Genomic DNA, 25,773 nt, shown 5'->3' on the forward strand with positions numbered 1-25,773 from the left:
TCTCTCTATAAAGACTAAAGTCTCAATAGGGAGACTCGACAATTCCCAGCGCCACCATCTTCTTGTACAAGGTCGACCGCCCCAGCCCCAGCCGAACCGCAGCTTGCGGCACCTTGCCCGCGCATTGGGCCAGGGTGTTCTGGATCAACTGCCGGTCGAAACGTTCGCGGGCGGCGCTGAAGGTTTCGTTCAGTTGGGGCTCGATCAGCACTGCTGCCGCGCGTTGCACGGGCACCAGGCTGCCGATTGCCGCGCGAATTTCGCTGGCGTCGAGGATCAAGTCGTCGCTGAGCAGTGCCGCCCGCTCCAGCACGTTGCGCAGTTCGCGGATGTTGCCCGGCCAGGCGTGTTGGCCCAGCAATTCCAGGGCCGGTTGGTCGAGTTCGTGCTGGCTGCGCAGTTCTTCGAGAATCGCTTCGCTCAAGGCGGGCAGGTCGTCGAGGCGCTCGCGCAGGGGCGGCACCTGGATCGGCAGGACATTGAGGCGGTAATACAGGTCGGCGCGAAACTCGCCGCGTTTGATCGCCGCTTCAAGGTCGGTGGAGGTCGCGGCGATCACTCGCACGTCACTCTGGATCATTTCATTGGAGCCCACCGGCTCGAATTCCTTCTCCTGCAGCACCCGCAGCAATTTGCTTTGCAGGGGCAGGGGCATGTCGCCGATCTCATCGAGAAACAGCGTGCCGCCCTGGGCGATTTGCAGCTTGCCGGCGCGTCCCTTGCGATCGGCGCCGGTGAAGGCGCCGGGGGCCGTGCCGAAAAACTCGGCTTCCAGCAGCGCTTCGGGAATCGCCGCGCTGTTGATGCTGACAAAAGCTTTATGTGCCCGGGGCGAGGCGCTGTGAATTGCCTGGGCCAGCAGTTCCTTGCCGGTACCGGTTTCCCCCAGCAGCAACACCGGCGAGTCGGTGCTGGCGCTGCGTCGGGCACGGCGCTTGACCTCCAGGCTGGCGGCGCTGGTGCCGATGAAATGGGCAAAGGTGTACTTGGCCTGGCGGGCCCGCAGCAAGGAGCGGGTGGAGGCCAATTCTTCCTGCATGCTCAGGTAGCGCTTGAGCATCGGCGACAGGCTGCGCAGCTCATCGAACAGGGCAAAGCCGATGGCACCGATCACGGTCCCGGCATCGTCGTGGATCGGCAGGCGCATCACCACCAGTGGTTCCTTGGAGGTGTCCTGCATGTCCAGCAGGATCGGCCGGCCGCTGCGCACCACCTCACGCAGCAAACTGCCGGGGATCACGCTTTCGCAGGCCTTGCCGATGGCCACGGCGGCCGATTCCAGGCCAAAGCGCCGGGCATAGCGCTCGTTCATCCAGACGATGTTGGCGTCGCGGTCGACTATCACCGTGCCTTCGCTGGATTGCTCGATGATCTCGAACAGCGAGCGGATCGCCAGCGAGCGTACGCGTTGGTAGTCCTTGAGGTTTTCGCCGGTGTTCATCGGTTCATTTCCCAGAGGTGTGTGGGGTGTGGTGGCCTCATCGCGAGCAAGCTCGCTCCCACATTGTTCAACCACATGTTCCATGTGGGAGCGAGCTTGCTCGCGATGGGGGCAATACGGTCCGCCCGCAGACGCGCAATCATGACCACCCCGGATGCGCTGCAGCCAACAGCTCCTTGGTATAGGGATGCTGCGGCGCATCGAACACATCATGACTGGCGCCGCGTTCAACCACCTTGCCGTCCTTGATCACGATCATGTCGTGGGCCAGGGCGCGGACCACCGACAGGTCGTGGCTGATGAACAGGTAGGTCAGGCCATGTTTTTCCTGGAGTTGGCGGAGCAGGGCGACCACCTGTTTTTGCACGGTGCGGTCCAGCGCCGAGGTCGGTTCGTCGAGCAGGATCAGCGCCGGCTTGAGCACCAGGGCGCGAGCGATGGCGATGCGTTGGCGCTGGCCACCGGAAAACTCATGGGGGTAACGATGGCGGCTCTGTGGGTCCAGGCCGACTTCCTTGAGCACCTGGATCACCTGGGCTTCACACTCTTGGGCGGTGCATTGGCTGTGGACCTCCAGGCCTTCGCTGATGATCTGCGCCACCGACATCCGCGGGCTGAGGCTGCCGAAGGGGTCCTGGAACACCACCTGCATCTGTTTGCGCCAGGGCCGCAGTTGCTTCTGGTTGAGGCCGTCCAGTGCCTCGCCCTGGAAGCGGATGCTGCCCTCGGAGTCGAGCAGGCGCAGGATCGCCTGGCCGAGAGTCGACTTGCCTGAGCCGGATTCGCCGACGATGCCCAGGGTCTTGCCCCGTTGAATGCTCAGGCTGATACCGTCCACGGCATGCAGCCAGGTTTTGCGCTGGAACAGCCCGCCGCCGAGGGGGAAACGCACGTTCAGGTCGGCGACTTCCAGCACCGCCTCGCGTTCATCCCGGGGCAGCGCTTCACCTTCCGGCTCGGCGTTGAGCAGCACGCAACTGTAAGGGTGCTGGGGTGCGGTGAACAGGGTTTCACAGGCGGCCTGTTCGACGATCTCGCCGCCGCGCATCACGCAGACACGCTGGGCGATGCTGCGCACCAGGTTGAGGTCATGGCTGATCAGCAGCAGCGACATGCCCAGGCGTTGCTGCAGCGACTTGAGCAACAGCAGGATCTTGCGCTGCACCGTCACGTCCAGCGCGGTGGTGGGCTCGTCGGCGATCAGCAATTCCGGCTCGCAGGCCAGCGCCATGGCGATCATCACCCGTTGCCGCTGGCCGCCGGAGAGCTGGTGCGGATAGGCCTTGAGGCGTTCCTTGGGTTTGGCGATGCCCACCAGCTCGAGTAATTCGAGGATCCGCCGTTGCGCCGCCTTGCCGCCCAGGCCCTTGTGCACCAGCAGGGTTTCGCCGATCTGCTTCTCGATGCTGTGCAGGGGATTGAGGGAGGTCATCGGCTCCTGGAAGATCATCGCGATCCGATTGCCGCGCAGGCTGCGCAAGGTGCCGGCCTCGGCGCCGAGCAATTGTTGGCCACGGTAGCGAATGCTGCCCGAGGACTGGGTGCCACACTCGGGCAGCAGTTGCAGGATCGAGTGGGCGGTCACCGACTTGCCCGAACCGGATTCACCGACCAGCGCCAGGCACTCACCGGCACGGATGTCCAGGCACAGGTCGCGCACTGCCACCTGGCCGTTGAAGGCCACGTTGAGGTCACGGATTTCGATCAGGTTGTCACTCATGGCAATAGTCCGTTTCAGCATCGTGGATCAAGATCGTGGATCAAGATCGGGGATCAAACGCGTCGCGCAAGGCTTCGCCGATAAATACCAGCAGAGACAGAATCAGTGCCAGGGTGAAAAACGCCGTCAGCCCGAGCCACGGCGCTTGCAGGTTCTGTTTGCCCTGGCCGATCAGTTCGCCCAGCGATGCACTGCCGGCCGGCATGCCAAAACCGAGGAAGTCCAGGGCGGTCAGGGTCGAGATGGCTCCGGTAAGAATGAACGGCAGGTAACTCAGGGTCGCGTTCATGGCGTTGGGCAGGATGTGCCGCACGATCACCTTGCGGTCGTTCAGGCCCAGGGCGCGGGCGGCCTTGACGTACTCCAGGTTGCGCCCGCGCAGGAACTCGGCGCGCACCACGTCCACCAGGGCCAGCCAGGAAAACAGCGCCATGATCCCCAGCAGCCACCAGAAGTTCGGTTCGACGAAGCCAGACAGGATGATCAGCAGGTACAGCACCGGCAGCCCCGACCAGACTTCCAGCAAGCGCTGGCCCAGCAGGTCGACCCAGCCACCGTAGTAACCCTGCAGCGCCCCGGCGGCGATGCCGATCAGCGCGCTGATGACGGTCAGCGCCAGGGCGAACAGGATCGACACCCGGGCGCCGAAGATCACCCGCGCCAGCACATCCCGCGCCTGGTCATCGGTGCCCAGCCAGTTGACCTTGGATGGCGGGCTCGGAGCGGGCTGGTTGAGGTCGTAGTTGGGCGTGTCGTCGCTGAACGGGATCGGCGGGAACAGCATCCAGCCGCCGCCCTGGTGGATCAGTTTCTGCACGTAGTCGCTGCGGTAGTCGGCCTGGAACGGTAGTTGACCGCCGAATTCCTGCTCGGTGTAGCGCTTGAATGCCGGGAAGTACAGGCTGTCCTGGTAGCTTAGGACCAGCGGTTTGTCGTTGGCGATCAGTTCACCGCCCAGGGTCAGCAGGAACAGGCCGATGAACAGCCACAGCGACCACCAGCCACGACGGTTTTTCTTGAAACGCTCGAAGCGTCGGCGCGCCAGGGGCGACAGATTGAGCATCAGGCGTTCCTCGCGGCAAAATCGATGCGCGGGTCGACCAGGGTGTAGCACAGGTCTCCGAGCAGTTTTATCAGCAGGCCGAACAGGGTGAAGATGAACAACGAGCCGAACACCACCGGGTAGTCCCGGGATACCGCAGCTTCATAGCTCATGCGCCCCAGGCCATCGAGGGAGAAGATCACCTCGATCAGCAGCGAGCCGGCGAAGAACACACTGATGAACGCCTGGGGAATCCCCGACACCACCAGCAGCATGGCGTTGCGAAACACGTGGCCGTACAGCACCCGGCGCTCGCTCAGGCCCTTGGCGCGGGCGGTGACCACGTACTGGCGGGTGATTTCGTTGAGGAAGGAGTTTTTGGTGAGGATGGTCAAAGTCGCGAAACCGCCGACCACCAGCGCCGTCACTGGCAGCACCAGGTGCCAGAAGTAGTCGGCGATTTTACCCAGGGTCGACAACTGCTCGAAGTTTTCCGAGACCAGTCCCCGCACCGGGAACCAGTTGAGCGAGGTGCCGCCGGCAAAGATCACGATCAGGAACATGGCGAACAGAAAGGCCGGCATGGCGTAGCCGATAATGATCGCGGTGCTGCTCCAGATGTCGAACTGGCTGCCGTGATGCACGGCCTTGCGGATGCCCAGCGGAATCGACACCAGGTAGGTGATCAGGGTCGCCCAGAGCCCGAGGGAAATGGTCACCGGCATTTTTTCCAGGATCAGTTCGGTGACCGTGGCCCCGCGAAAGAAGCTCTTGCCGAAGTCCAGTTGGGCGTAGCTCTTGAGCATCAGCCACAGGCGCTCATGGGCCGGCTTGTCGAAACCGTACTGTTTCTCGATGTCCTTGATCAGCTGTGGATCGAGGCCGCGGCTGGCCCGCGAGCCATGGCTCAGGGCATCGCCAGACGCACCGAGGCTGCCACCTGCGCCAATCCCCTGCAGATGCGCGATGGCCTGTTCCACTGGGCCGCCGGGCGCGGCTTGGACGATCACAAAATTGACTAGCAGGATGATCACCAGGGTCGGGATGATCAGCAGCAAGCGGCGCAATACATAGGCCAGCATCAGCGCGGTCCTCCGGGCTGGCCACGCTTGATGCGTTCGGCGGCCATTTGTTCATTGGTCAGCGGCGTGGTGCTCACTTGCCACCAACTCTCGATGGCTTCGTCATTGCTGGCCGGTACCGCCGGCATGCCAAAGCGATTCCACCACACCGTGGAGCTGCCCGGCGGGTAGTAGTTGGGAATCCAGTAGTAGTTCCATTGCAGCACCCGGTCCAGGGCGTGGGCATGGCGCAGCATGTCGGCCTGGGTGGTGGCCTTGACCAGGCCATCGAGCAGGCGGTCGACGGCGGGGTTCTGCAAGGCCATGTAGTTGTTGGCGCCGGGGTCGTTGGCCGCGGCCGAGCCGAAATAGTTGAACAGCTCACCACCCGGCGAGGTGCTGACCGGGTAGCCGGTGACGATCATGTCGTAGTCGCGGCTCATCAGGCGATTGACGTACTGCGAGGAGTCGATCAGGCGGATATTGAGGTGGATGCCGATCTGCGCCAGGGTGCGTTTGTAGGGCAACAACAGGCGATCCATGCCGTTCTGGCTGATCAGGAACGTGAACGCCAACGGCTCGCCCTGGGCATTCACCAGCCGATCGCCGTCGGGTTTCCAGCCGGCCTGTTCCAGCAGGTCCAGGGCTTGCAGTTGCTTGTCGCGAATCAGCCCGCTGCCATCGGTTTTCGGCGCTTCGAAGACCTGCGTGAAGACCTCGTCGGGAATCTGCCCGCGCAGTGGTTCGAGAATCGCCAGTTCGTCGGCATCCGGCAGTTGGCGTGCGGCCAGCTCGGTGTTGGAGAAGAAGCTTTGCTGGCGAATGTACAGGTCCCGCATCATCTGCCGGTTGCTCCACTCGAAATCCCAGAGCATGGCCAGGGCCTGGCGCACGCGGCGGTCCTTGAACATCGGGTTTTGCAGGTTGAACACATAACCCTGGGACGGTTGTGGGCCCTGCTTGGCCAGGTGGGCCTTCTGCAGGCGGCCGTCGTTCAGGGCTGGACCGTCGTAGCCGATGGAATAACCGGTGGCGGAGAACTCGCGGTTATAGTCGTAGGCGCCGCCGCGCAAGACCTGGCGCGCCACGTCGGTGTCGCCAAAGTACTCGATGCTGAAGCGGTCGAAATTGTACAGGCCGCGGCTGACGGGCAGGTCCTTGGCCCACCAGTCGGGGTTGCGCTCGAAGGTGATGCTGCGCCCGGAGTCGATCTTGCTGACTCGGTACGGGCCGCTGCCCAGGGGCGCTTCGTAGCCGCCACCATTGGCGAAGTCGCGGCTTTTCCACCAGTGTTCGGGGAACACCGGCAAGGTCGCGATATCCAGTGCCAGGGTGCGATTCTGGTTGTTCTTGAAGTCGAAGCGAATGGTCCGTGGCGACTCGACCTCGACGCCTTTGACGTCGGCAAACTGCGTGCGATAGCGCAGGCTGCCCTGGGTCATCAGCAGGTCGAAGGTGTAGCGCACGTCCTCAGCGGTGATGGCGCGGCCGTCGGCAAAGCGGGCTTTGGGGTTGAGGTAGAAGCGCAGCCACATACCGTCCTCGGCGCGTTCCATTTTTTCCGCCACCAGTCCGTAGACAGTGTAGGGCTCGTCCAGCGAGCGTTGGGCCAGGGGCGAATACACCATGCCATCGAGCTGGCTGACGCCGATGCCTTTGTCGATGTAGGGCGAGACGTGGTCAAAGCGCCCGATCTCAATGGCCGAACGGCGCATGCTGCCGCCCTTGGGGGCTTGTGGATTGGCATAGGCAAAATGGCTGAAACCGGCAGGGTACTTGGCCGGTTCGCCGTAGACGGTGAGGGCGTGCTGGGGAGCTGCGTTCACGGTGGTCGCGCTCAGCAGCAAGGCCAGGACCGTGGAGATCAATGAGGAGAAAGCCAGTCGCATTGTCAGCCTTAAGAGCCGGGTGATCGATGGTTCGATTTGTACGCTAGCGGCGCAGGCCTGGCCAGCCAAAAACGTTCGGCACAAACACAACGGCCCACCAGAAGGCGGGCCGTTGTTCAAGCAGTCGGCTGTGGATCAGTCCTGGCGGCTGGTCACTTCCAGCAGGTGGTAACCGAACTGGGTCTTGACTGGGCCTTGTACGCTGTTGACCGGGGCGCTGAAGACCACGGTGTCGAATTCCTTGACCATCTGGCCAGGACCGAACGAACCCAGGTCGCCGCCTTGACGGCTGGACGGGCAGGTGGAGTTGGCTTTGGCAACTTCGGCGAAATCAGCGCCGCCTTCGATCTGGGCTTTCAGTTCGTTGCACTTGGCTTCGCTGGCAACCAGGATGTGACGGGCAGTGGCTTTGGCCATGGGAAGAATCTCCATTCAATGTTCAATAAAGTGCTGAGCCTACCGGATTCAGAGGGCTATTTCTCGTCAATCTGCTGCCTGATCCTGAGCCAAGGGGCCGTCGGTCGAAAATATTGCACTGCCCATGATTCAGACACCGGCCTGCTTCAGGCGCTCGGCGTGCTCCAGGTACAGGGCCACGGGATTGATGCCCAGGCGCACCAGGCCAGTGGTCTGGTTGATGCTGTCCATGTGATCCAGCGGGTAGTCTGAGCGCAGGACCGTGCCCAGGTGCGAGCTGAAGCGCCCGACCATGCCGTCGTTCTGCTCGGCCTCGCGGATGAAAAAGCGCGAAAAGTTGCGGCAGAACAGGTGCAGCGGATCGAGGGCGTTAGGGCCCTCATCCCGCAGGCGCCCCTGCACGGTGCCACTCCAGGAGTAATAACGAACGCCGTTGACCTGCTCTTCGCCGTTGCCGCCCCAGGTGTCGGGCAAGCCTTGTGGGTATTTGCCATTGAAGGCGGTGACGCCCTCGGTGGTCAGGGCGTTGAGGGCGGCGATGGCGTTCTGCGGGATTTTCGGACTGCCGCTGATAAACCTGAGGAACTCGACAAACAGCGTCGAGACCGCCGCCGCGACTTGCTCGGGCAGATGCCCGGGGGTCAGCGCCTGGCGCAGGCGGTCGGCCAGTTCCGAGCCATGGTTCGGCCCGCTGACCGAAGTAATCGAGGCCACATGCCCGGGTGCCACCGCCGCCGCATAACGCGCCGCCAGGGCGCCTTGGCTATGGCCGATCAGGTTGACCTTGGCGGCGCCGGTTCCGGCCCGCACCAGCTCGATCTGCGTCAGTAATTGCTGGCCGCGCAGTTCGTTGCTGTGGGTGGCGGAGAGATAGGGGATGAACACGTGGGCGCCGGCGTTGCGCAAGGCCTGTTTGACGCCGTGGAAGAGATCGAGATTGCCGATACTGTCGAACCCGAAGAGGCCGTGAACCAGCATGATCGGGTATTGGGTGCTTGCATTCCGTTGCATAAGCGTGCCTGTATTCCGTGAGGTCGGGAAGGATTTCGCATTCTCACTCTCACTCTAATGCAGGCCACACTGGGGGCGATGTGCGAAAAAGCCGCTGTCGGTTATTGAAGGCGGAATAGAAGTGGCAGGACGAAGCCGTGGTGAACCTTGCCGTTGCGCGCCAAATCGGCGCAACGGCGTATTCACTCAAAAGCCTGTGGGCTTCAGGTATTGCGCAGCTTGCGGCTGGCCTCGCGCAGGAGTTGCTCAGTCGCCTCCCAGCCCAGGCAACCGTCCGTCACCGACACCCCGTAGCGCAGGGACGGCCCCAGCGCCTGGCACCCTTCGAACAGGTGGCTCTCTAGCATCATGCCGATCAGTGCGCGATTGCCGTTCAGGCGTTGCTCCAGCACGTCGTTGAATACCGCCGGCTGGCGCAGGGGATCCTTGCCGCTGTTGGCATGGCTGCAATCGACCATGATCCGTGACGCGATATTCAGCCGCTGCAGGTCGTCCTCGATCCGGGCCACGTGGTGCTGGTCGTAGTTGGGGCCGCGATGGCCGCCGCGCAGCACCAGGTGGGTGTCCGGGTTGCCCTGGGTCTGGATGATCGCCGGATGGCCCTGGCTGTCGACGCCGAAGTGGCGGTGCGGGTGGGCGGCTGAGCGCATGGCATCGGTGGCGACGCCCACGCCGCCGTCGGTGCCGTTCTTGAAGCCGACCGGCATGCCCAGGCCGCTGGCCATTTCCCGGTGGATCTGCGATTCGGTGGTACGTGCGCCGATGGCCACCCAACTGAGCAGGTCGTCGAAGTAGCTGGCGGCCATCGGTTGCAGCAACTCGGTGGCAACCGGCAGGCCGAGGCGCAGCATCTCGCGCATCAATTCCCGGGACAGGTTCAGGCCGCCGACCATGTCGTCACTGCCGTCCAGGTGCGGGTCGTAGGCCAGGCCTTTCCAGCCCACCGTGGTACGCGGTTTTTCGACATAGGCACGCATCACCAGGAGCATCTCGGCGCTGACTTCGTGGGCGAGTCGGGCGAGTTTGCCGGCGTATTCGAGGGCCGATTGCGGATCGTGGATCGAGCAGGGGCCGACGACGACCAGCAGGCGCGAGTCTTCACCTTCAAGGATGGCGCGGATGGCTTGGCGATGGGTGGCGACCTGTTGGCTCAGGGCGAGGCTCAGGGGCAATTGTTGCTTGAGCTGCAATGAGCTGGGCAGACGCTGGGTCAGTGCTTCATTGGCAGGGTTGTGGGTGGACAGCGGCAGAGCGGATACGCGGGAGTTCATATTCAGGCTTCCTGGGCTGGCGGCGGGTTCGTGCCCGCGCGCTCGGCCCTACTGGGGTGTTCGACAATTGGCCGTGTTGGCTGAGTGTGTGCGCTTGCCACCTGTGGGTGACCGATCGGAGGCGGCAGGCTGTCCCGAGCGGAGGCTGGTAAATCGCCAGGCGGTAAAACTGTCGTGACGGTAATAAGTGGTGTAGTTCATGGGGTAATTCCTTGAAGTCAGTGATGTTGCTAAAAAGTTAGGGCCTTGAAAAAACAAAACCCCCGGTCGGGGAGCCGACCGGGGGTTGAGAATTCTCTGGCAGGCGACCCCTTGAGTAGTGGCCGCCGTGTAGGTATCAGGCGCGCCAGTGGCTAAACCAATACCCAAAATAAAAGTTTGCTGGAGCACCGGTGGCATTCGCCCGCGCAGCCGCAGCCGAGCGCAGGGCGCTAGGGGTGCAAAGCTGGGAAGGGGTATGCGACATGCAGGTACGTCTCCGTTGAATGCCCCGAGCTTACTAGAGGCCGGGACGCAGTTTCAATCAGAAAATGCTATCGGGGTGAAGGTTGCTCGCTATGGCTTAAGTCGTGACGCGCTTTATGCCAGACTCGGCGATTGCCTCCGAACCCTCATCAAGGAAAGCTGGGATGACTACACTGACTGTTGCAGTGGCTCAATCGATCTCGATTGCTGGCGATGTCCACGCCAATATTGCCCATCACCAGCGTTTCATCATGGCCGCGGCGAAGCAGGGTGTGCAGGTGCTGGTGTTTCCCGAGCTTTCCCTGAGCGGTTATGAGCGTGGCCTGGCGGCGCAATTGGCGATCGCCCCGGATGCGGCGTTGTTGCAACCCTTGCGGGACCTGGTGCGAGAAGTAGGCGTGACGGCTGTCGTCGGTATGCCGATTCGCCTGTCTGACGATTCCCCGGTGTTGATCGGCGCGCTGGTGCTGGCGGCCGACGGCTCGTTGGCCGTGTACAGCAAGCAGCACCTGCACTCCGGCGAAGAAGTGGCGTTCGCACCGGGGGCGGGCGGCGCACCCTTGATCGTGGGTGATGACACCATTGCGCTGGCGGTCTGTGCCGACTTTTCCCACGCCAGCCATGCGGCAGCAGCCGCTGAAGTGGGGGCGAACATCTATGCCGCCGGGGTGTTGATCACCGAAGGCGGATACGCCGCCGACAGCGCCTTGCTGCAAGGTTATGCGCGCGAACACGGGATGCTGGTACTGATGGCCAACCATGGTGGCGCGACCGGCGGCTGGGAGTCGGCGGGGCGCAGTGCTATCTGGGCAGCGGACGGCAGGCTGCTCGCCGCCGCTCCCGGGAAGGGCGATGCGCTGGTGATCGCCCGTCGCCAGGCGGCGTTATGGCGCGGTGAAGTGGTGCCGGTGCAGCATGCCTGAGCCCGGATTGGCGCTGCGTCTGGCCACCACCGAGGATTTGCCGTTCGCCCGGGCACTGGCCCGGCGCGGCATGCTCAGTTATTACGTGCGCCATGACCTGTTGTGGCTCGACGAGGCGTTCGACGTGGCCTGGGCCGGGCGGCAGAACTGGTTGATTTGCCAGGACGCGGCGGTGCTCGGCTTTACCAGCCTGAGTCGCGACGCTAATGCCCTGTACATTCGTGAGTTGCACGTGGTCGAGGCCGCGCAGGGGCGGGGCATTGGCAGTTGGACGATCGATCAGGTTTTTGCCCTGGCCAGCCAGGAGCGGCGTCCGGCCCTGCGTCTGACGGTGTTCACCGACAACCCGGCGCAAGCCCTTTACCTGCGCATGGGATTGCAGATTGTCGGGCAGGATGATTGCTTCTTGCGAATGCAACGCCAGTGTCCGCGTTGAAAGGTCTGTAAGGCGCGTAGTACAAGCGCTGCAAGATCTATTGAAACCATTTTAAATCTTGGGTTCTGCTAGGTCTGCCGGATGCTTTTTGCTAAGGTGGCGGGCAACCAACAAGACCATATCGCGGGGTGTCTGCTTGATTAGGGTGCTAGTAGTCGATGACCATGATCTCGTTCGTACAGGTATTACACGAATGCTGGCTGACATCGATGGCCTGCAAGTAGTCGGCCAGGCCGAGTCGGGAGAGGAATCCCTGCTCAAGGCGCGCGAACTGAAACCCGATGTGGTGCTGATGGACGTCAAGATGCCCGGCATCGGCGGCCTGGAAGCCACGCGCAAGTTGTTGCGCAGCCATCCGGACATCAAGGTCGTGGCGGTCACCGTGTGCGAGGAAGACCCGTTCCCGACGCGGCTACTGCAAGCGGGCGCGGCAGGCTACCTGACCAAGGGCGCCGGCCTCAACGAAATGGTCCAGGCGATTCGCCTGGTGTTTGCCGGCCAGCGCTACATCAGCCCGCAAATTGCCCAGCAATTGGCAATCAAGTCATTCCAGCCGAGCAACGATTCGCCGTTCGATGCCCTTTCGGAACGCGAGATCCAGATCGCCCTGATGATTGTCGGCTGCCAGAAGGTGCAGATCATCTCCGACAAGCTCTGCCTGTCACCCAAGACCGTGAACACCTATCGCTATCGGATTTTCGAGAAGCTTTCGATCAGCAGTGACGTCGAGTTGACCCTGTTGGCGGTGCGTCACGGCATGGTCGATGCCAGCCTCTGAAATGACTCAAGCCTTTGATCCAAGCGCCTTTCTCGCCACCTGCAGTGGGCGCCCCGGGGTGTATCGCATGTTTGACAGCGATGCGCGCCTGCTCTACGTGGGCAAAGCCAAGAACCTGAAAAAACGCCTGGCCAGCTACTTTCGCAAGACCGGCCTGGCGCCCAAGACGGCGGCGCTGGTGGGCCGTATCGCGCAGGTCGAGACCACCATCACCGCCAACGAGACCGAAGCGCTGCTGCTGGAGCAGACGCTGATCAAGGAATGGCGGCCGCCTTACAACATCCTGTTGCGCGACGATAAGTCCTACCCCTATGTGTTTCTTTCCGACGGCCAGTTTCCACGCCTGAGCATTCATCGCGGGGCAAAAAAGGCCAAGGGCAAGTATTTCGGTCCTTATCCCAGTGCCGGGGCGATTCGCGAAAGCCTCAGCCTGCTGCAAAAAACCTTTTTCGTCCGCCAGTGTGAAGACAGCTACTACAAGAACCGCACCCGGCCGTGCCTGCAATATCAGATCAAGCGCTGCAAGGCGCCCTGTGTCGGCCTGGTGGAGCCTGAGGTGTACGCCGAGGATGTGCGGCACTCGGTGATGTTTCTCGAGGGCCGCAGCAATGCCCTGACCGACGAACTGTCGGCAGGCATGGAGCAGGCAGCCAGCACCCTGGATTTCGAGCGCGCGGCCGAGTTGCGCGATCAGATTTCCCTGCTGCGCCGGGTCCAGGACCAACAGAGCATGGAAGGCGGCACGGGCGACGTCGATGTGGTCGCGGCATTCATCAACCCGGGTGGCGCCTGTGTGCACTTGATCAGTGTGCGTGGCGGGCGAGTGCTGGGCAGCAAGAACTTTTTCCCGCAGGTGGGTATTGAAGAGGACGTTGCCGAGGTCATGGCGGCGTTTCTCGGACAGTATTTCATCAGCAGTCCTGAGCGCGACCTGCCGAGTGAGCTGATCGTCAATGTGGTCCATGAGGACTTTCCCGCGCTCATCGAAGCCATTCACGAGCTGCGCGGTCGCGAGTTGACCATCAGTCACAGGGTCCGTGGCACCCGGGCGCGCTGGCAACAATTGGCAGTGACCAACGCCGAGCAGGCGCTGGGCGCGCGCCTGGCCAATCGTCAGCACGTTGCCGCGCGTTTTGACGCCCTGGCTGAAGTGCTGAATCTGGATGAACCGCCACAGCGCCTGGAGTGTTACGACATCAGCCATTCCAGCGGCGAAGCGACCGTGGCGTCCTGCGTGGTGTTCGGCCCGGAAGGGCCGTTGAAATCCGACTACCGCCGCTACAACATCGAAGGGGTGACCCCGGGCGATGACTACGCGGCGATGCACCAGGCGCTCACCCGGCGCTTCAGCAAACTCAAGGACGGCGAGGGCAAGCTGCCGGACATCCTGCTGGTGGACGGCGGCAAGGGCCAGTTGTCGATGGCGCGTGACGTGCTCAATGAACTGGCGGTGCCCGACCTGATTCTGCTGGGCGTGGCCAAGGGCGCGACCCGCAAGGCCGGCTTCGAAACCCTCTACCTGAATGATGCGGCCCATGAGTTCACTCTGCGCGGCGACTCCCCGGCGTTGCACCTGATCCAGCAGATCCGTGACGAGGCCCACCGTTTTGCGATTACCGGGCACCGCGCGCGACGTGGCAAAACCCGCCGCACCTCAACCCTGGAAGGGGTTGCCGGGGTAGGGCCGACCCGGCGTCGGGACCTGTTGAAACATTTTGGTGGATTGCAGGAGCTGTCTCGTGCAAGCATCGACGAGATCGCCAAAGCACCGGGGATCAGTAAAAAGCTCGCAGAGTTGATTTATGCAAACCTGCACAGCGAGTAGAATGCCCCCTCACCTCGTAGCCAGTTGTGCCGATGAATATCCCTAATCTGATCACCGTACTACGCGTTCTGCTTATCCCGATCTTTATTCTGCTGTTCTACATGCCGTATCACTGGAGCTACATGGCCGCCAGTTCGGTCTTTGCGTTCGCTGCGGCGACGGACTGGCTGGACGGTTACCTGGCCCGCCGGCTGGAGCAGAGCACCCCGTTCGGGGCGTTTCTCGATCCGGTGGCAGACAAGCTGATGGTCGCCGTGGCCCTGGTGCTGTTGGTCCAGGAGCACGCCAACCTGTGGCTGACCTTGCCGGCAGCCGTGATCATTGGTCGCGAGATCGTCATTTCCGCCCTCAGGGAGTGGATGGCCGAACTGGGCGCACGGGCCCAGGTGGCCGTGTCGAACCTGGGCAAATGGAAAACCGCCGCGCAAATGCTCGCGCTGGTGATCCTGCTGGCCAACCCGTCGGACTTCAGCTTCTGGGTACTGGTGGGCTATGCCTTGCTGCTGGTCTCGGCCGGCCTGACCTTGTGGTCCATGGTGCAATACCTGCGCGCCGCCTGGCCGCACCTGAAAACCGACGTGCAGAAAAAATAAAACTTTTTTGAATCAAAGGGTTGACGCGTATTCGAATTGCTATAGAATACGCCACACCAAGACGCGGGAATAGCTCAGTTGGTAGAGCACGACCTTGCCAAGGTCGGGGTCGCGAGTTCGAGTCTCGTTTCCCGCTCCAAATATAGACCTGCAAAAGTCACTGGCTTATGCAGGTCAACAAAAAAGACGCTTCGGCGTCTTTTTTCGTTTCAGTACTATCCGCCGACATCGATTATCCAACAAATTTGACATACACCAGTTCAGGGTCGTGTTCGTCAAGATTATCGATTCGCCCGCTCGGTACAAAACCCGCTTTCTTGAACAGTGACTGCGAAGCCGTGTTGGATGCATTGGTTGAAGCAAACAGCTTGGCTGTCTTGCACGCGGCTTCGGCTGCCGCTAGCAAACCCAGCGCTACGCCTTGCCGTTGCTGTGTCGGTGACACGACCACCAGCTCAACGAAGCCATGGCTGAAAAAATCATTGGTAAGTACCAGGTAACCTGCGCACTGATCGGCAGCGACGGCTACCAGGCATTGCTGGCGAACGACGGCATCATGGATAAAGTCGCGACGACTGGCGTGTTGCGTCGCATAGGTATCCAATGCGATCAGTGCGGGCACGTCCTCGGTCGTCCCGTGGCGGATGAGCCAGTTCAAGCTGATGGGGAACAGGGGGCTGGCGTGGGGCATTGAGAGCATCCTCCAGTCGGTGCTGGTATCGAGCGTGTGTCCATCGATTGAGGTTATAGACCTTGCCCGTATTGCCATTCAAGGGTTGCGAGCTGCCCCGCACGCTGCTGCGTGAATCCCTGGGGCAGCAGGTGCGGCGGCCCTAAGTCAAAGCTTCGGCAACTGCCCGATACGCCCCATCATTTCCGTGACGATCTGCAGGTCCAGCATGAACTGTTCGACGGTCTTGAACTCGTTGTCGTTGTGCCCGGTGTACTTGACGTCGGGCATGGCCAGGCCGAATTGCACGCCGTTGGGCAGTTCATGCACCGAGGTGGCACCGGCGGAGGTGCCGAACTGGTGTTTCATGCCCAGGTTTTCGCTGGCCACGGCCAGCAGGGCCTTGACCCATTCACCTTCGGGGTTGCGGAACATCGGCTCGGCGATCGAGTAGTCGAAGGCTGGCGCGATCCCGGCCTTGTTGCTCCAGGCACTGAGTTTGTCGGCGATTTCGTTCTTGAGCACTTCGGGAGACTTGCCCTTCGGCACCCGCAGGTTGACTGCCAGCTTGAAGGTTTTGTCGTCCATGCCGACGTAGGTCAGGGAAGCGGTTAGCGGTCCCATGAAAGCATCGGCAAAGCCCACCCCCAGTTTGCTACCCAGGTAGTCCAGGCCCCAGTTGTCGGCGGCGTAGCGGGCTGCGTCGGTGATCTGGTTGTGCTTGAGCGCGACCTTACCGTCGAGGCCGTTGATGAAGTCGAGCATCCGGGCCACCGGGTTGACCCCAGACTCAGGCTCGGAGGAGTGAGCGGAAACGCCAGTGACTATCAGTTGCACGTCTTTGCCGACGACCTTGGCGGTCACAGTGAAATTGCCACCGTTGCGCTTGGCGTAGTCGGCGCCGGTTTGTTGCAGGCTGGCGGCCAGTTCGGCGGGTTGCTCGGTGAGCAGGGTGGCGACCGAGGTCGACGGAATCTGGTTGGTCGCCAGCCCGCCGGTCATGGTGCTGATTTCGGCGCCTTTGCCCTCGGCGGCGCGCCGGGTAAAACTGGCCATGACCGTGCCGTAGCCTTTCTCGGCGATCACCACCGGGTAGCCGCCATCCAGGGCCAGGTTGTAGTTGGGCGTCGGATTGCGCTCGAAGTAATAGGGGATGGCATCGCCGCTGGTTTCCTCGGTGGTGTCCACCAACAGCTTGAAATTGCGCGCCAGTGGCAGCTTCTCGTCCTTGATGATCTTCATCGCGTAGAGGGTCACCACGATGCCGTTTTTGTCATCCTCGGTGCCGCGGCCGTACATGCGGTCGCCAATCAGGGTGACCTTGAACGGGTCCAGCCGGGTGCCGTCTTCCAGTACCCAGTTCTCTGGCGTCACGGGCACCACATCGGCGTGGGCGTGGATGCCGACGACTTCATCGCCAGCGCCGTCGAGGGAGATTTCATAGACCCGGTTGTCGATGTTGCGAAATTTCAGGTGAAAGGACTCGGCCAGGCCCTTGATCTTGTCGGCGATCTTGAGGAACTGCGGATTCTCGTGCTGCGGTACGCCTTCGACCTCGAAGGTCGGGATGGCCACTAGTTCGCGCAGGGTCTGGGTGGCAGCGCTGCCATATTTGACTCGTGCGTAGAGGCCCAGCAGGCGATGGATTTCATTCTGCTGCTCGGCGTTCAGGCTCTGGTTGGCGAGGAAGGCATTGATGGCCGGGGCGAGGTCGTCGTTTTTCGCCAGCTCACTTTTGGCCAGGCGCGTGAGGAACTGCCTGAAGTCCGTGACTGAGCTGTTGTTGAAGGTCTTGAGGATGGCCGCGCTTTGTTGCGGGGTGATATTGGCGTGGGCCGGCGTGGTGAACGACGCCAGGCTGGCCAGCATCAGGGTGGTTGCGGCCAGGTGCTTGAGGGAAAAATCCATGGTGGTGGGCATTCCTTTGCAGGGGTGTAGGGGAGATGAAACAAATCATTTCCAAATTAACACCACAAGGCTGCGAAAGGGCAGCCCCTGAAGTGGGATCTGTCCCACAGAAATGTAAGTGCGCCCCACATGCCCAATCCTGAGCAAGGCGCCTGTACTTGCCAGCGCAGCCTTACGGTCTAGCGGGTTGTGGACGTTGATCGACAGGTGGCCAGATTTTTTCCATCTCGAGTACTTCAACCGATCCGCCGGGGGACTGGACCGTTGCCGACAGCGCTGGGAGCATTTTCTTGTCCTGCGTGCGGGGCTGGCGATCAAAGTTGACGGTTATCCGGGTGCCGTCGGCGAATTGTGAGCGCTGTACCAGGCGGTCGCGGGACAGGGTTTCAAAGTGAGTCATGGCCTGGGTGAACAAGCGCTGATGCAGGGGCGAAAAGACCCGGTCATAGGCTTGAATCAACGGCAGGTCGCGACGCAGCACCGGGTCGCTCAGGTGATACAGCGGTGGCACCATGTACAACAGTTGCAGCAATGCCGTCTGGTCGCGTTCGGTGGTGAACTTCAGCGAGCCATATTCCCAATGATGGGTGCTGACGATGCTGTCGTGCAGGGCGATTTCATACAGTGGCAGGCGAAACTGTGGACGCGTCACATAACGCGCTACCGAATCCGCCAGCGGTACGGGTTGAAAGTACAGCGAGGGTGCTTCCGGCGGCCAGTATCGGCCTCGGTAGTAAGGTGAGCGGGGATCCTGGATGGCGGGGTCCATCCAGGCAAAAGGCGGTGTCAGCACACCGTGGGCAAACGCCACCTGTGCGGCAAACATGGAAAGCACGCCCTCACTTCCGGTGACCAGGCCATGGGTCAGGGCAGGGTACTCCAGGCGCCGACGGTGGGCCTGGGCGTCGTCAGCCTGATTCATTTCCCGCCCAGGCGTGTAGTCCTCCAACATGGGGCCGGCGCCGTCGACGTCGAGAAAATAGCTGTTCAACTGCCCGGCCCCAGCGACGGCACTGATGCGCCGCTGGGCATAGGGCTTGACGACCTGAGGGTTGGCATACACCCCACGACCTGCAAAACCGACCGCAAGTTTACCGTCCTGGTCACGATAACCCGCGCCAGCCAGCGCATTGCCCATTTGCGCGGTTGGCCAGGTATTGGCCAGGTCCTCCCGATGGGCGCTGCCATAGCTGTCATATACCCCCACAAGATACCCTGCGGCTTTGGCAGCGGCCACGGCCTCGGGGCGCCAGAAACTCGATAGCCAGTTATCGGCGCCCAACCAGGCGCGCTGTAGTCCGGCTGTGCGCAAGGCATCGATGGTGCTGGTGGACAGTCCATCGCCCCATTGTGCCGGCGGCTGCAGGGTTTCACCGAAGGTCTCCAGCAGTTGTTCGCGAACCGTGCGCCCCCAGGCTACTTCGGCCATGGGGTCGTGCTTGCCCGGCAGCGGCGCTACTGGCATGCGGGGCACTGTCTGGCGCAGGCCGCTGTTGAGGGCGTGGATTAATGGCTGTCGCCGCCAGGTGCTGAGACTGCCGTTGAGCGACTCGTTGAACGCCGCTTCGAATAGGTCCCGGGTCTGCGTGTCAAACAGCTGCCACACGCGAGCGGCCAGGCTCCCCGATACCTGCCGGCCCGCCTGCAGGCGCTGGAGAAAGCCAGGCCAGTCGGCGATGTCGGCGGCTTTCAACAACCCGCTGTCCCAGAGATAGATGTGGGCGGCACCGCCGAGTCTGGCGGTGGCAGGCAGGGTCTCGATCTTTTCGTCCAGCGAGACGAACTGGGCGGTTTGTTGCAACCAGTCTCGGTAACGCCGCGCCCCGGCCATGACGTCCGGGCCGGCAATGTGCAGGCGTACGATGTAGGGTGCGTCCGGGGCCAGCCGGGTGAATGCATGGCGCAGTCGCATTTGCGGGCGCCCTCCGGTATCGACAATCGAAAATTCCGTGTTCAGCGGCGTCTCGACCATCCAGGTGAGCGAGTGCTTCTTGCGCAGTTCGGTCCAGAATGGCATCGACAATGCGCCGGCGGTACTTTCGTTTTGATAGCGGCGCACCAGCCAGTCCAGCCAGCCCGGATCGGTACTGGGTACGTAGTTGCCCTCGCCAAAGGGAAAGGCATAAGCGTCGATCGCAGAAGGTTGGGCCGAGATCGGCCAATCCAGCGTGGCGGGTTGTGCGGCGCGGATGCTGACCTGGAGGTCATTCTGGTCGCGCGTGACGGCGATATCGAAACGCTGTCGCCCCTGCTGGATCTGCCATCTTTCAGCAGTCAGGGGGGTGGTGTTTGCACCGCTGAAAGCGGGAGCCGCGAGGGGCAATGTGGGACCTGTAGGTGGCATGAGTTCGATGGCCAGGGTAGCCCGATCGATTCGCCAGGTACCGGCTGCCGTTGGCACTTCGTGCCAGTCCGTGACTGCGGCGAGGGCATTTACACTCAGGCCGCAGAGCAGCAACAGCAATATCCCGCGAAGTACCTGCAAGGCCATGCCTCGACTCCTTGTCGTCGTCAATCACGCTAGCGCATGGGTTCGAGCAGTAAACAGCGGTCTTGCGCCGGTGACTGACTACCGTACTCATCGCCGTCGCCACTGCCAACGGGTTGTTGCGTGAAATGCATTCAACATGTAAGCGCCGGGATGGAACTAACCTTCACGTCAGCCTCTATATTTCAACGGCCCCCAAAAAACAAGGAACGCTCCATGTCCAGATCTCGTGCGTTGATTGCAGCTGTTACGTCTCTTGCATTGGTTTGCGGCTCGGCGCTGGCATGGGCCGATCCAGGGAATGGCAAGGGCCAGGGGAACGGCAAGGGAAACCCGCCCAATAGCCAGGCGCATGGCAATCAAGGTGGGCATGGCAACCAGGGCAAAAACCCCGCAGGCGGTGATTGGGGTAACGGTCCGAGCATCAACCGCAGCAGTGTGCTGGGAATTGTCGGCGGCTACCGGGACTACTGGAGCCCCGGACCGGCCTTGCCGCCTGGGATTCAGAAGAACCTCGCACGGGGCAAGCCCCTGCCGCCCGGCATCGCCAAGAAGCTCGATGGCCGGCTGGTTGGCCACTTGCCCCATTACGATGGCTACGAGTGGCAGCAGGCGGGTACGGACTTGATTTTGGTGGCCTTGGCTACCGGGCTGATTTATGAAGTGCTCACGGGAGCCTTTGATTAACGCACCCGGCTGTGGACCTCCATCCGTCGTGTGGCTTGCACACGCTTGCACACGCTTGCCCCGCCTGGAAAAGTTCAGCCGGGTCAGTGCGTCTTTGGCCGGTGAATCAGCAAGTGCTCAGTCGCCGTTGTACTTGTGCGCTGGCCGGCTACCTGGAACCGGACGAGCGCTGTGCCGGCCGAATGGCTCGGAGGCGCTGAGAATCGACAGTTCGATGCGTCCGCAGTGTGGGCACAGGGCCTTGATCTTGGCCTTGGCCGCGCTGTCGGTGTCGGCCATCACTTCGCCGTAGACCGCGTGCTGGGCGTGATCTTTCGGGTAAGCGGTGTAATCGTAGAGCCGCATGGTTCAAACCTGAGGTGGAGAGTCTGCCGCCGAACTCAAAGGTATAGGTCGCCAAGGCCGGTTCGTCCAGTGTCAGGTTTGAAAGGTGACTGGCGGTTCACCTTGCTACATCGGCTTTACGCTCAGTCACCCCGGCAGGGCAGGCTGCGAGTCCTTGAACTGGGCGAGCTCCAGGGTGATTTCCTTGGCCACATGATTGATTTCGCCGCGCAGCCATCTGTGCGCGGGCGATGCGTGCAGGCGTTCGTGCCAGACCTGGGAGACGGTGAAGCCCGCTACCGCTACTGGCGGTTCGAACAGTTGCAGGGGGACTTCCCTGGCGATGCGCAGGGCCGTCAGCTCGGCGATCATGCCGATCATGTCGGTTTGCGAAATCAGGATGTGCGCCAGCAGGAAGTGCGGCACCGTCAGGGAGGTCTTGCAGCGGATGTCATGTTGTTCGTAGAGGCTGTCGATGGCCTCCTTGACCGCCCCATGGTTGCTGCTGATACGCAGGTGCTTGCCGTTGCGAAATTGCTCCAGGGAAAGGCTGCCGTTGATCTCTGGGTGGCCGACGCGCACCACTGACTTGAGCCGGTCGGAGAACAGTTTGCGCACGTGGAAGTTGGCCGGGGCAGTCTTCTCGTTCCAGATGATCAGGTCGAGCTTGCCGTCCTTGAGCAGCGGCAGATCCTCTTTGGGGCGCAGCGGCTGGATGTTCAGCTCGACCCCGGGCGCGACCTCGGCGAGGCGCACCATCAGGCGCGGCAAGAGGATAAAACCGATGTAGTCGGTGGTGGCGATTTCGAAGCTGCCCTGGAATTGTCCGGGGTCGAAAGCCTTGACCGGCTCGATCAGCTTGTTCAGCGCCGCCAGGCTTTGCTGCAACGGCTCCACCAGCTCCAGGGCGCGGCTGGTCGGCAGCATGCCACGGCCCATGGAGACGAACAGTGGATCGTTGAACAGCACGCGCAGGCGAGCCAGGGTATGGCTCACCGCCGACTGGGTCATGTTCAGTTGCTCGGCGGTGCGGGTGACGTTGCACTCGTTGAGCAGGCAAAAGAACACGTGCAAGGATTTCATATCGACGTTTTGCATTTGCCGGGCGCTGGCCTCGCGGTGAAGGATGGACAATACCGGCCGCCACTTTACCGAGGTTTGCGCCCGAAAGCTGGTCAACGCTTCAGACCATCGGCACCAGCGTATGGGCGAAGTCCTTGCGCCGCTCCATCAGTTGCAGGGTCTGGGCCTGCGCCGCCTGGAGCAAGGCCGTCTCGTCGACCAGGGTACTGCGGCCGTTTTCCAGGATCACCTTGCCGTCCACCAGCACGGTTTTCACGTTCGAGCCACGGGCCGAGTACACCAGGTTCCACAGCACGTTGGTCTGTGTCCCTTCCCAGACGATCGGGCACATGTTCGGCTGAGCCAGGTCGAGCAGCAGCAGGTCGGCACGCTTGCCGACTTCGATCGAGCCGATCTCCCGATCCATGCCCAGTACCCGGGCACCCTCGATGGTTGCCATGCGCAAGGCGACATTCGCCGGCAGGGCGGCGGCATCCAGGCGGTGGGCCTTTTGCAGCAGTGAGGCGAATTTCATTTCTTCGAACAGGTCGAGGCTGTTGTTGCAGACGTTGCCGTCGGTGCCCAGGCCGACGCGGATGCCGGCGGCGAGCATTTCCGGAACCCGGGCGATCCCGCTGGCCAGCTTGGCGTTGCTGCTGGGGCAGTGGGCGACCGCGGTGCCGGTGTCGGCCAGGCGCTTGATCTCTTCATCGTTGAGCCAGACGCAGTGGGCGATCAGGGTCTTTTCGCCGAGGATGCCCATCTGGTCCAGCATTGGGATCGAGCGTTTGCCGAAGTGCTGGAGCACCGCCTGTTCTTCCTCCTTCTGTTCGCAGGCGTGGGTGTGGATGCCGATCCCGTAGTCGCGCGCGCAGTCGCGGGCATGGGCGTAGGCCTTGGGTGAGCAATAGAACAGGTGCTCCAGCCCCATCCACACTCGCACGCGGCCGTCGTGGGCCATGTGATGGGTTTCGATCAGCTTGCGGTTGGCCTCCGGGCTTTCGAAGAAGTCTTTGCCGGGCAGGTCGGCGGCATAGGGCGCCAGGTGTACTCGAATGCCGATTTCGCCGGCGGCGTCGGCGCAGCGGTGCATGAAGCGGTACATGTCCATGACGCAGGTGGTGCCGCTCTTCAGGGCTTCCAGGTAGCACAGGCGCGCGGCGTGGTAGGCGTCCTCGGCGTTCATGGCGCGGTGTTCGAGCTGGTAGTAGGGCAGCCATTGCATCAGCGGCATGTTTTCGGTGATGCCGCGCATCAGGCTGGAGTGCGAGTGGGCATCGACCAGGCCTGGCAACAGGGCCATCTGGCCTTGGCAATCGATGACTTTGGCGTCGGCGGGCAGGGGCATGTGTTCGCCCTGGCCGATGGCTTCGATGACGCCGTCGCGGATGACCACGTGGCCGTTGGCGAGAACCTGGTCCTGGGGGTTGACGGTGAAGATGATGGCGTTGCGGATCACGGTGTAGGTCATGGGTGGGTCCTTGTTTTTTTATGGTTGGAGGGGGGGCGCACGAGGCGGCCTGCTGGGTTCTTACTGTAGGAGCGAGCGTGCTTGCGGCGCCCGCTTGCGGCTTGCTCGCGATGGCGACTTGCGCCACACCATAGATCTCGGCAATGCCCCCAATCCCCCCACCTAATACTGCACCCGCATCACCAGGAACACCGACAACGCCGCCACCCACCACATGATGGGCTTGACCGTGTGTGCCTTGCCGATCAGCAGCTTGAGCAGGACAAAGACAATGAAGCCCAGGGCGATGCCCAGGGTGATGGAGTAGGTCAGGGGAATCAGCAGGATCACCAGGAATGCCGGGATCGCTTCTTCATAGGACTTCCAGTCGATTTTGCTGATGGTGTCCATCATGAACACGCCGATCATGATCAGCACCGGCGCGGTGGCGATTGCCGGGACCAGGGACAGCAGGGGGGAGAGGAACAGGAATGGCAGGAACAGCACGGCGGCGACCAGGGCGACCATGCCGGTGCGACCGCCCTGGGAAATGCCGGCGGCCGATTCGATGTAGGCCGTTGCCGGGCTGGTGCCCAGGGGCGCGGAGGCCAGGGCCGCGAGGGCGTCGACGTGCATTGACTGCTTGATGTTGCGCGGGTTGCCGTCGGCGTCCTTGAGGTCGCCCGCTTCGGAGATGCCGAGAAAGGTCGACAGCGACTCGAAGAAGTTGGTGAACACCAGCACGAAGATGTACGGCAGGTACTCGATGTGCAGCGAGCCCAGCAAGTCGACCTGGCCGAGGAAGCTGAAGTCCGGCGCGGCGAACAGGCCGCTCCAGTTGACCAGCGTGACCGTGCTGGCGCCCTCGGGCCAATAGGCTGTGGCATCGCCCCACAGGCGGCCGATCGGGATCGCCAGCAAGGTGGTGCAGATGATCCCCAGGATCAGCGCCCCCGGCACCTTGCGCGCCACCAGGGCAATGGTGATCACCAGGCCTGCGAGGAAGGTCAGGATGATCGGATTGAACGGTGCCGCGTGCACCACGGTGAACGGGTCGGCGCTGATGAACTTGGCGTTCACCAGGCCGATCAGTGCGATGAACAGCCCCATGCCACAGGAAATAGCATTGCGCAGGCTCGCCGGGATACCGTCGATCACTGCCTGGCGCACGTTGAAGAACGCCAGCACAGTGAAGATCACACTGGCCCAGAGCACGCAGCCCAGGGCGATTTGCAGCGGGATCTTGGCCCCGACCACCATGGTGTAGGCGAACAGGATATTGATCCCCATGCCGGGGGCGATGAGGATTGGGTTGCGCGCGTACAGGGCCATCGCCAGGGTGCCGAGAAAACTCACCAGCACAGTGGCAGTGACCCCGGCGGAGAAGGGGATGCCGGCCGCCGCGTTGATGTCCGGGTTGACCACGATCACGTAGGCCGCCGCGAGGAAGGTGGTGGCCCCGGCGATGATCTCGCGCCGCAGGGTCGAACCTTCGCGATGGATGCCGAAGTAGTTTTCCAGCCATAACCTGAGTCTTGCGATTAACCCGATGGGCGCATCGCGCAAACTGACCGGTTGGTTCATGTTGATCTCCTCAAAGCGGCAAGGCTCGGTTGTTTGTTGTTGTTATATTTTTTTGGTTTGATTCGAGTCGAACATGGGTCAGGCGGTTGCAGTGGCGAAAATCCCCGACATCACAGTGAAACCGGGCAAGCGTTTGATCCGGTCGGTCCAGCGCCGGATCGCGGGGTAGTCGATCAGGCTGATGCCAGCCTCGTCGGACAACATCACATAGGGAAAGCAGGCGATGTCGGCCACGGTCGGCAAAGGTCCGCTGCAGACCCATCCCTGGTGTTGCCGCTCGCTGAACCACAGTTGTTCGTCGAGGATGCGGAACAGGGCGTGGGCGCCGCAGCGGGCTTTTTCGGCGTCAAGATCATAGTTGAAAACATCCGCCAGGCGCGCGGCCGAGGCAGTGGCTGTGATGCTGTCGGCAAACGCCAGCCACATGTTGACCTCGCCCAGGCGGCGCGCGTCCTGCACCGGGTACCAGGCGCCGCTGGCGTCGTAGCGGGCGGCCAGGTAGGTGAGGATCGCCTGGGCGTCGCGCAGGACATATCCGTCGTCGTCGAGCACCGGCAACTGGCCGAGGGGGTTGATGGCCAGGAAGGCCTCGCCCTTGTGCTCCTTGCCCGGGTAGAACTCCAGGTCCACCGTGCTGAAACTCACGTCCAGCAGGTTCATGAACAGGCGCAGCTTGTAGCAGTTTCCGGACAGCTCGTAGTTGTAGAGTGTGATCACCTGCCTGCTCC

General features: G+C 62.2%; 22 protein-coding genes and 1 tRNA gene. 7 read left to right on the forward strand and 16 right to left on the reverse strand.

The genetic code is table 11. From position 1 onward, the window contains the following. Window positions 1-22: 22 nt before the first annotated feature. From QMK50_RS25075 to QMK50_RS25110, 8 genes are all read right to left on the reverse strand, one after another. A complete protein-coding gene (locus tag QMK50_RS25075) occupies window positions 23-1,441 on the reverse strand; it encodes a sigma-54 interaction domain-containing protein (RefSeq protein ID WP_095170381.1) in 1,419 nt (472 codons plus the stop codon). A 139-nt stretch (window positions 1,442-1,580) separates the two neighbouring features. After that, window positions 1,581-3,161, reverse strand: a complete 1,581-nt coding sequence (locus QMK50_RS25080; RefSeq protein WP_320334279.1) for an ABC transporter ATP-binding protein — start codon at window positions 3,159-3,161, stop codon at window positions 1,581-1,583. Window positions 3,162-3,201: 40 nt separating this feature from the next. Then, window positions 3,202-4,224: an ABC transporter permease gene (locus tag QMK50_RS25085; RefSeq protein ID WP_095170382.1), complete on the reverse strand. Its 1,023-nt coding sequence runs from the start codon at window positions 4,222-4,224 to the stop codon at window positions 3,202-3,204. Then, a complete protein-coding gene (locus QMK50_RS25090) occupies window positions 4,224-5,285 on the reverse strand; it encodes a microcin C ABC transporter permease YejB (RefSeq protein WP_320334280.1) in 1,062 nt (353 codons plus the stop codon). The genes QMK50_RS25085 and QMK50_RS25090 overlap by 1 nt, the downstream gene beginning before the upstream one ends. Then, complete coding sequence (locus QMK50_RS25095) at window positions 5,285-7,153, reverse strand: extracellular solute-binding protein (protein WP_320334281.1); 1,869 nt, start codon at window positions 7,151-7,153, stop codon at window positions 5,285-5,287. Before QMK50_RS25095 ends, QMK50_RS25090 begins: the two co-directional genes overlap by 1 nt. 135 nt (window positions 7,154-7,288) lie before the next feature. After that, window positions 7,289-7,570, reverse strand: coding sequence for a peptidylprolyl isomerase (locus tag QMK50_RS25100; RefSeq protein WP_320334282.1), 282 nt, complete (start codon window positions 7,568-7,570; stop codon window positions 7,289-7,291). A gap of 129 nt (window positions 7,571-7,699) precedes the next feature. After that, the gene (locus tag QMK50_RS25105; RefSeq protein ID WP_320334283.1) at window positions 7,700-8,581 is read right to left on the reverse strand and encodes a triacylglycerol lipase; all 882 of its coding nucleotides are present in this window, start codon (window positions 8,579-8,581) and stop codon (window positions 7,700-7,702) included. A gap of 203 nt (window positions 8,582-8,784) precedes the next feature. Continuing rightward, window positions 8,785-9,852 (reverse strand): 3-deoxy-7-phosphoheptulonate synthase, encoded by a 1,068-nt coding sequence (locus QMK50_RS25110; protein WP_095170386.1) that lies wholly within the window; start codon window positions 9,850-9,852, stop codon window positions 8,785-8,787. A gap of 629 nt (window positions 9,853-10,481) precedes the next feature. Between QMK50_RS25110 and QMK50_RS25115 the strand changes: the two genes are divergently transcribed. The 6 genes from QMK50_RS25115 (at window position 10,482) to QMK50_RS25140 (ending at window position 15,011) form a co-directional block, all read left to right on the forward strand. Beyond that, window positions 10,482-11,240: a carbon-nitrogen hydrolase family protein gene (locus QMK50_RS25115; protein WP_320334284.1), complete on the forward strand. Its 759-nt coding sequence runs from the start codon at window positions 10,482-10,484 to the stop codon at window positions 11,238-11,240. Continuing rightward, complete coding sequence (locus tag QMK50_RS25120) at window positions 11,233-11,676, forward strand: GNAT family N-acetyltransferase (protein WP_320334285.1); 444 nt, start codon at window positions 11,233-11,235, stop codon at window positions 11,674-11,676. Before QMK50_RS25115 ends, QMK50_RS25120 begins: the two co-directional genes overlap by 8 nt. Window positions 11,677-11,812: 136 nt before the next feature. After that, a complete protein-coding gene (gene uvrY / locus QMK50_RS25125) occupies window positions 11,813-12,454 on the forward strand; it encodes a UvrY/SirA/GacA family response regulator transcription factor (RefSeq protein WP_071555134.1) in 642 nt (213 codons plus the stop codon). 1 nt (window position 12,455) lies between these two features. Next, entirely contained in the window at window positions 12,456-14,279 is a 1,824-nt protein-coding gene (gene uvrC / locus QMK50_RS25130) for an excinuclease ABC subunit UvrC (protein WP_095170423.1), read from the forward strand. A gap of 32 nt (window positions 14,280-14,311) precedes the next feature. Next, window positions 14,312-14,872, forward strand: a complete 561-nt coding sequence (gene pgsA, locus QMK50_RS25135) for a CDP-diacylglycerol--glycerol-3-phosphate 3-phosphatidyltransferase (RefSeq protein ID WP_095170389.1) — start codon at window positions 14,312-14,314, stop codon at window positions 14,870-14,872. Between the two features lie 63 nt (window positions 14,873-14,935). After that, window positions 14,936-15,011, forward strand: a tRNA-Gly gene (locus tag QMK50_RS25140). 93 nt (window positions 15,012-15,104) lie between these two features. On the opposite strand, the gene QMK50_RS25145 is transcribed toward QMK50_RS25140, so the two are convergent. From QMK50_RS25145 to QMK50_RS25155, 3 genes are all read right to left on the reverse strand, one after another. Continuing rightward, entirely contained in the window at window positions 15,105-15,563 is a 459-nt protein-coding gene (locus QMK50_RS25145) for a GNAT family N-acetyltransferase (protein ID WP_320334286.1), read from the reverse strand. Window positions 15,564-15,710: 147 nt separating this feature from the next. Next, window positions 15,711-17,450 carry a dipeptidase gene (locus QMK50_RS25150; protein WP_320334287.1) on the reverse strand — a complete coding sequence of 580 codons (1,740 nt, stop codon included), beginning with the start codon at window positions 17,448-17,450 and terminating at the stop codon, window positions 15,711-15,713. Window positions 17,451-17,622: 172 nt separating this feature from the next. After that, window positions 17,623-19,941: a glycoside hydrolase gene (locus QMK50_RS25155; protein WP_320334288.1), complete on the reverse strand. Its 2,319-nt coding sequence runs from the start codon at window positions 19,939-19,941 to the stop codon at window positions 17,623-17,625. A gap of 213 nt (window positions 19,942-20,154) precedes the next feature. Between QMK50_RS25155 and QMK50_RS25160 the strand changes: the two genes are divergently transcribed. After that, window positions 20,155-20,625 carry an anti-virulence regulator CigR family protein gene (locus QMK50_RS25160; RefSeq protein WP_095170393.1) on the forward strand — a complete coding sequence of 157 codons (471 nt, stop codon included), beginning with the start codon at window positions 20,155-20,157 and terminating at the stop codon, window positions 20,623-20,625. 117 nt (window positions 20,626-20,742) lie between these two features. Here the strand turns inward: QMK50_RS25160 and QMK50_RS25165 are convergent, their stop codons facing one another. The 5 genes from QMK50_RS25165 to QMK50_RS25185 form a co-directional block, all read right to left on the reverse strand. Further along, a complete protein-coding gene (locus QMK50_RS25165) occupies window positions 20,743-20,970 on the reverse strand; it encodes a hypothetical protein (protein ID WP_095170395.1) in 228 nt (75 codons plus the stop codon). Between the two features lie 126 nt (window positions 20,971-21,096). Beyond that, window positions 21,097-22,083: a LysR family transcriptional regulator gene (locus QMK50_RS25170; protein WP_320334289.1), complete on the reverse strand. Its 987-nt coding sequence runs from the start codon at window positions 22,081-22,083 to the stop codon at window positions 21,097-21,099. Between the two features lie 49 nt (window positions 22,084-22,132). Then, on the reverse strand, window positions 22,133-23,482 hold the full coding sequence (locus QMK50_RS25175; RefSeq protein WP_159995240.1) for an amidohydrolase family protein: 1,350 nt from the start codon (window positions 23,480-23,482) through the stop codon (window positions 22,133-22,135). A 162-nt stretch (window positions 23,483-23,644) separates the two neighbouring features. Next, window positions 23,645-25,045 (reverse strand): NCS2 family permease, encoded by a 1,401-nt coding sequence (locus QMK50_RS25180; RefSeq protein WP_095170398.1) that lies wholly within the window; start codon window positions 25,043-25,045, stop codon window positions 23,645-23,647. 78 nt (window positions 25,046-25,123) lie between these two features. Further along, complete coding sequence (locus tag QMK50_RS25185; RefSeq protein WP_320334290.1) at window positions 25,124-25,762, reverse strand: glutathione S-transferase; 639 nt, start codon at window positions 25,760-25,762, stop codon at window positions 25,124-25,126. Between the last annotated feature and the right edge of the window lie 11 nt (window positions 25,763-25,773).

Origin of the sequence: Pseudomonas sp. P5_152, assembly GCF_033989915.1 — a bacterium.
In the GTDB taxonomy this organism is placed as follows: domain Bacteria; phylum Pseudomonadota; class Gammaproteobacteria; order Pseudomonadales; family Pseudomonadaceae; genus Aquipseudomonas.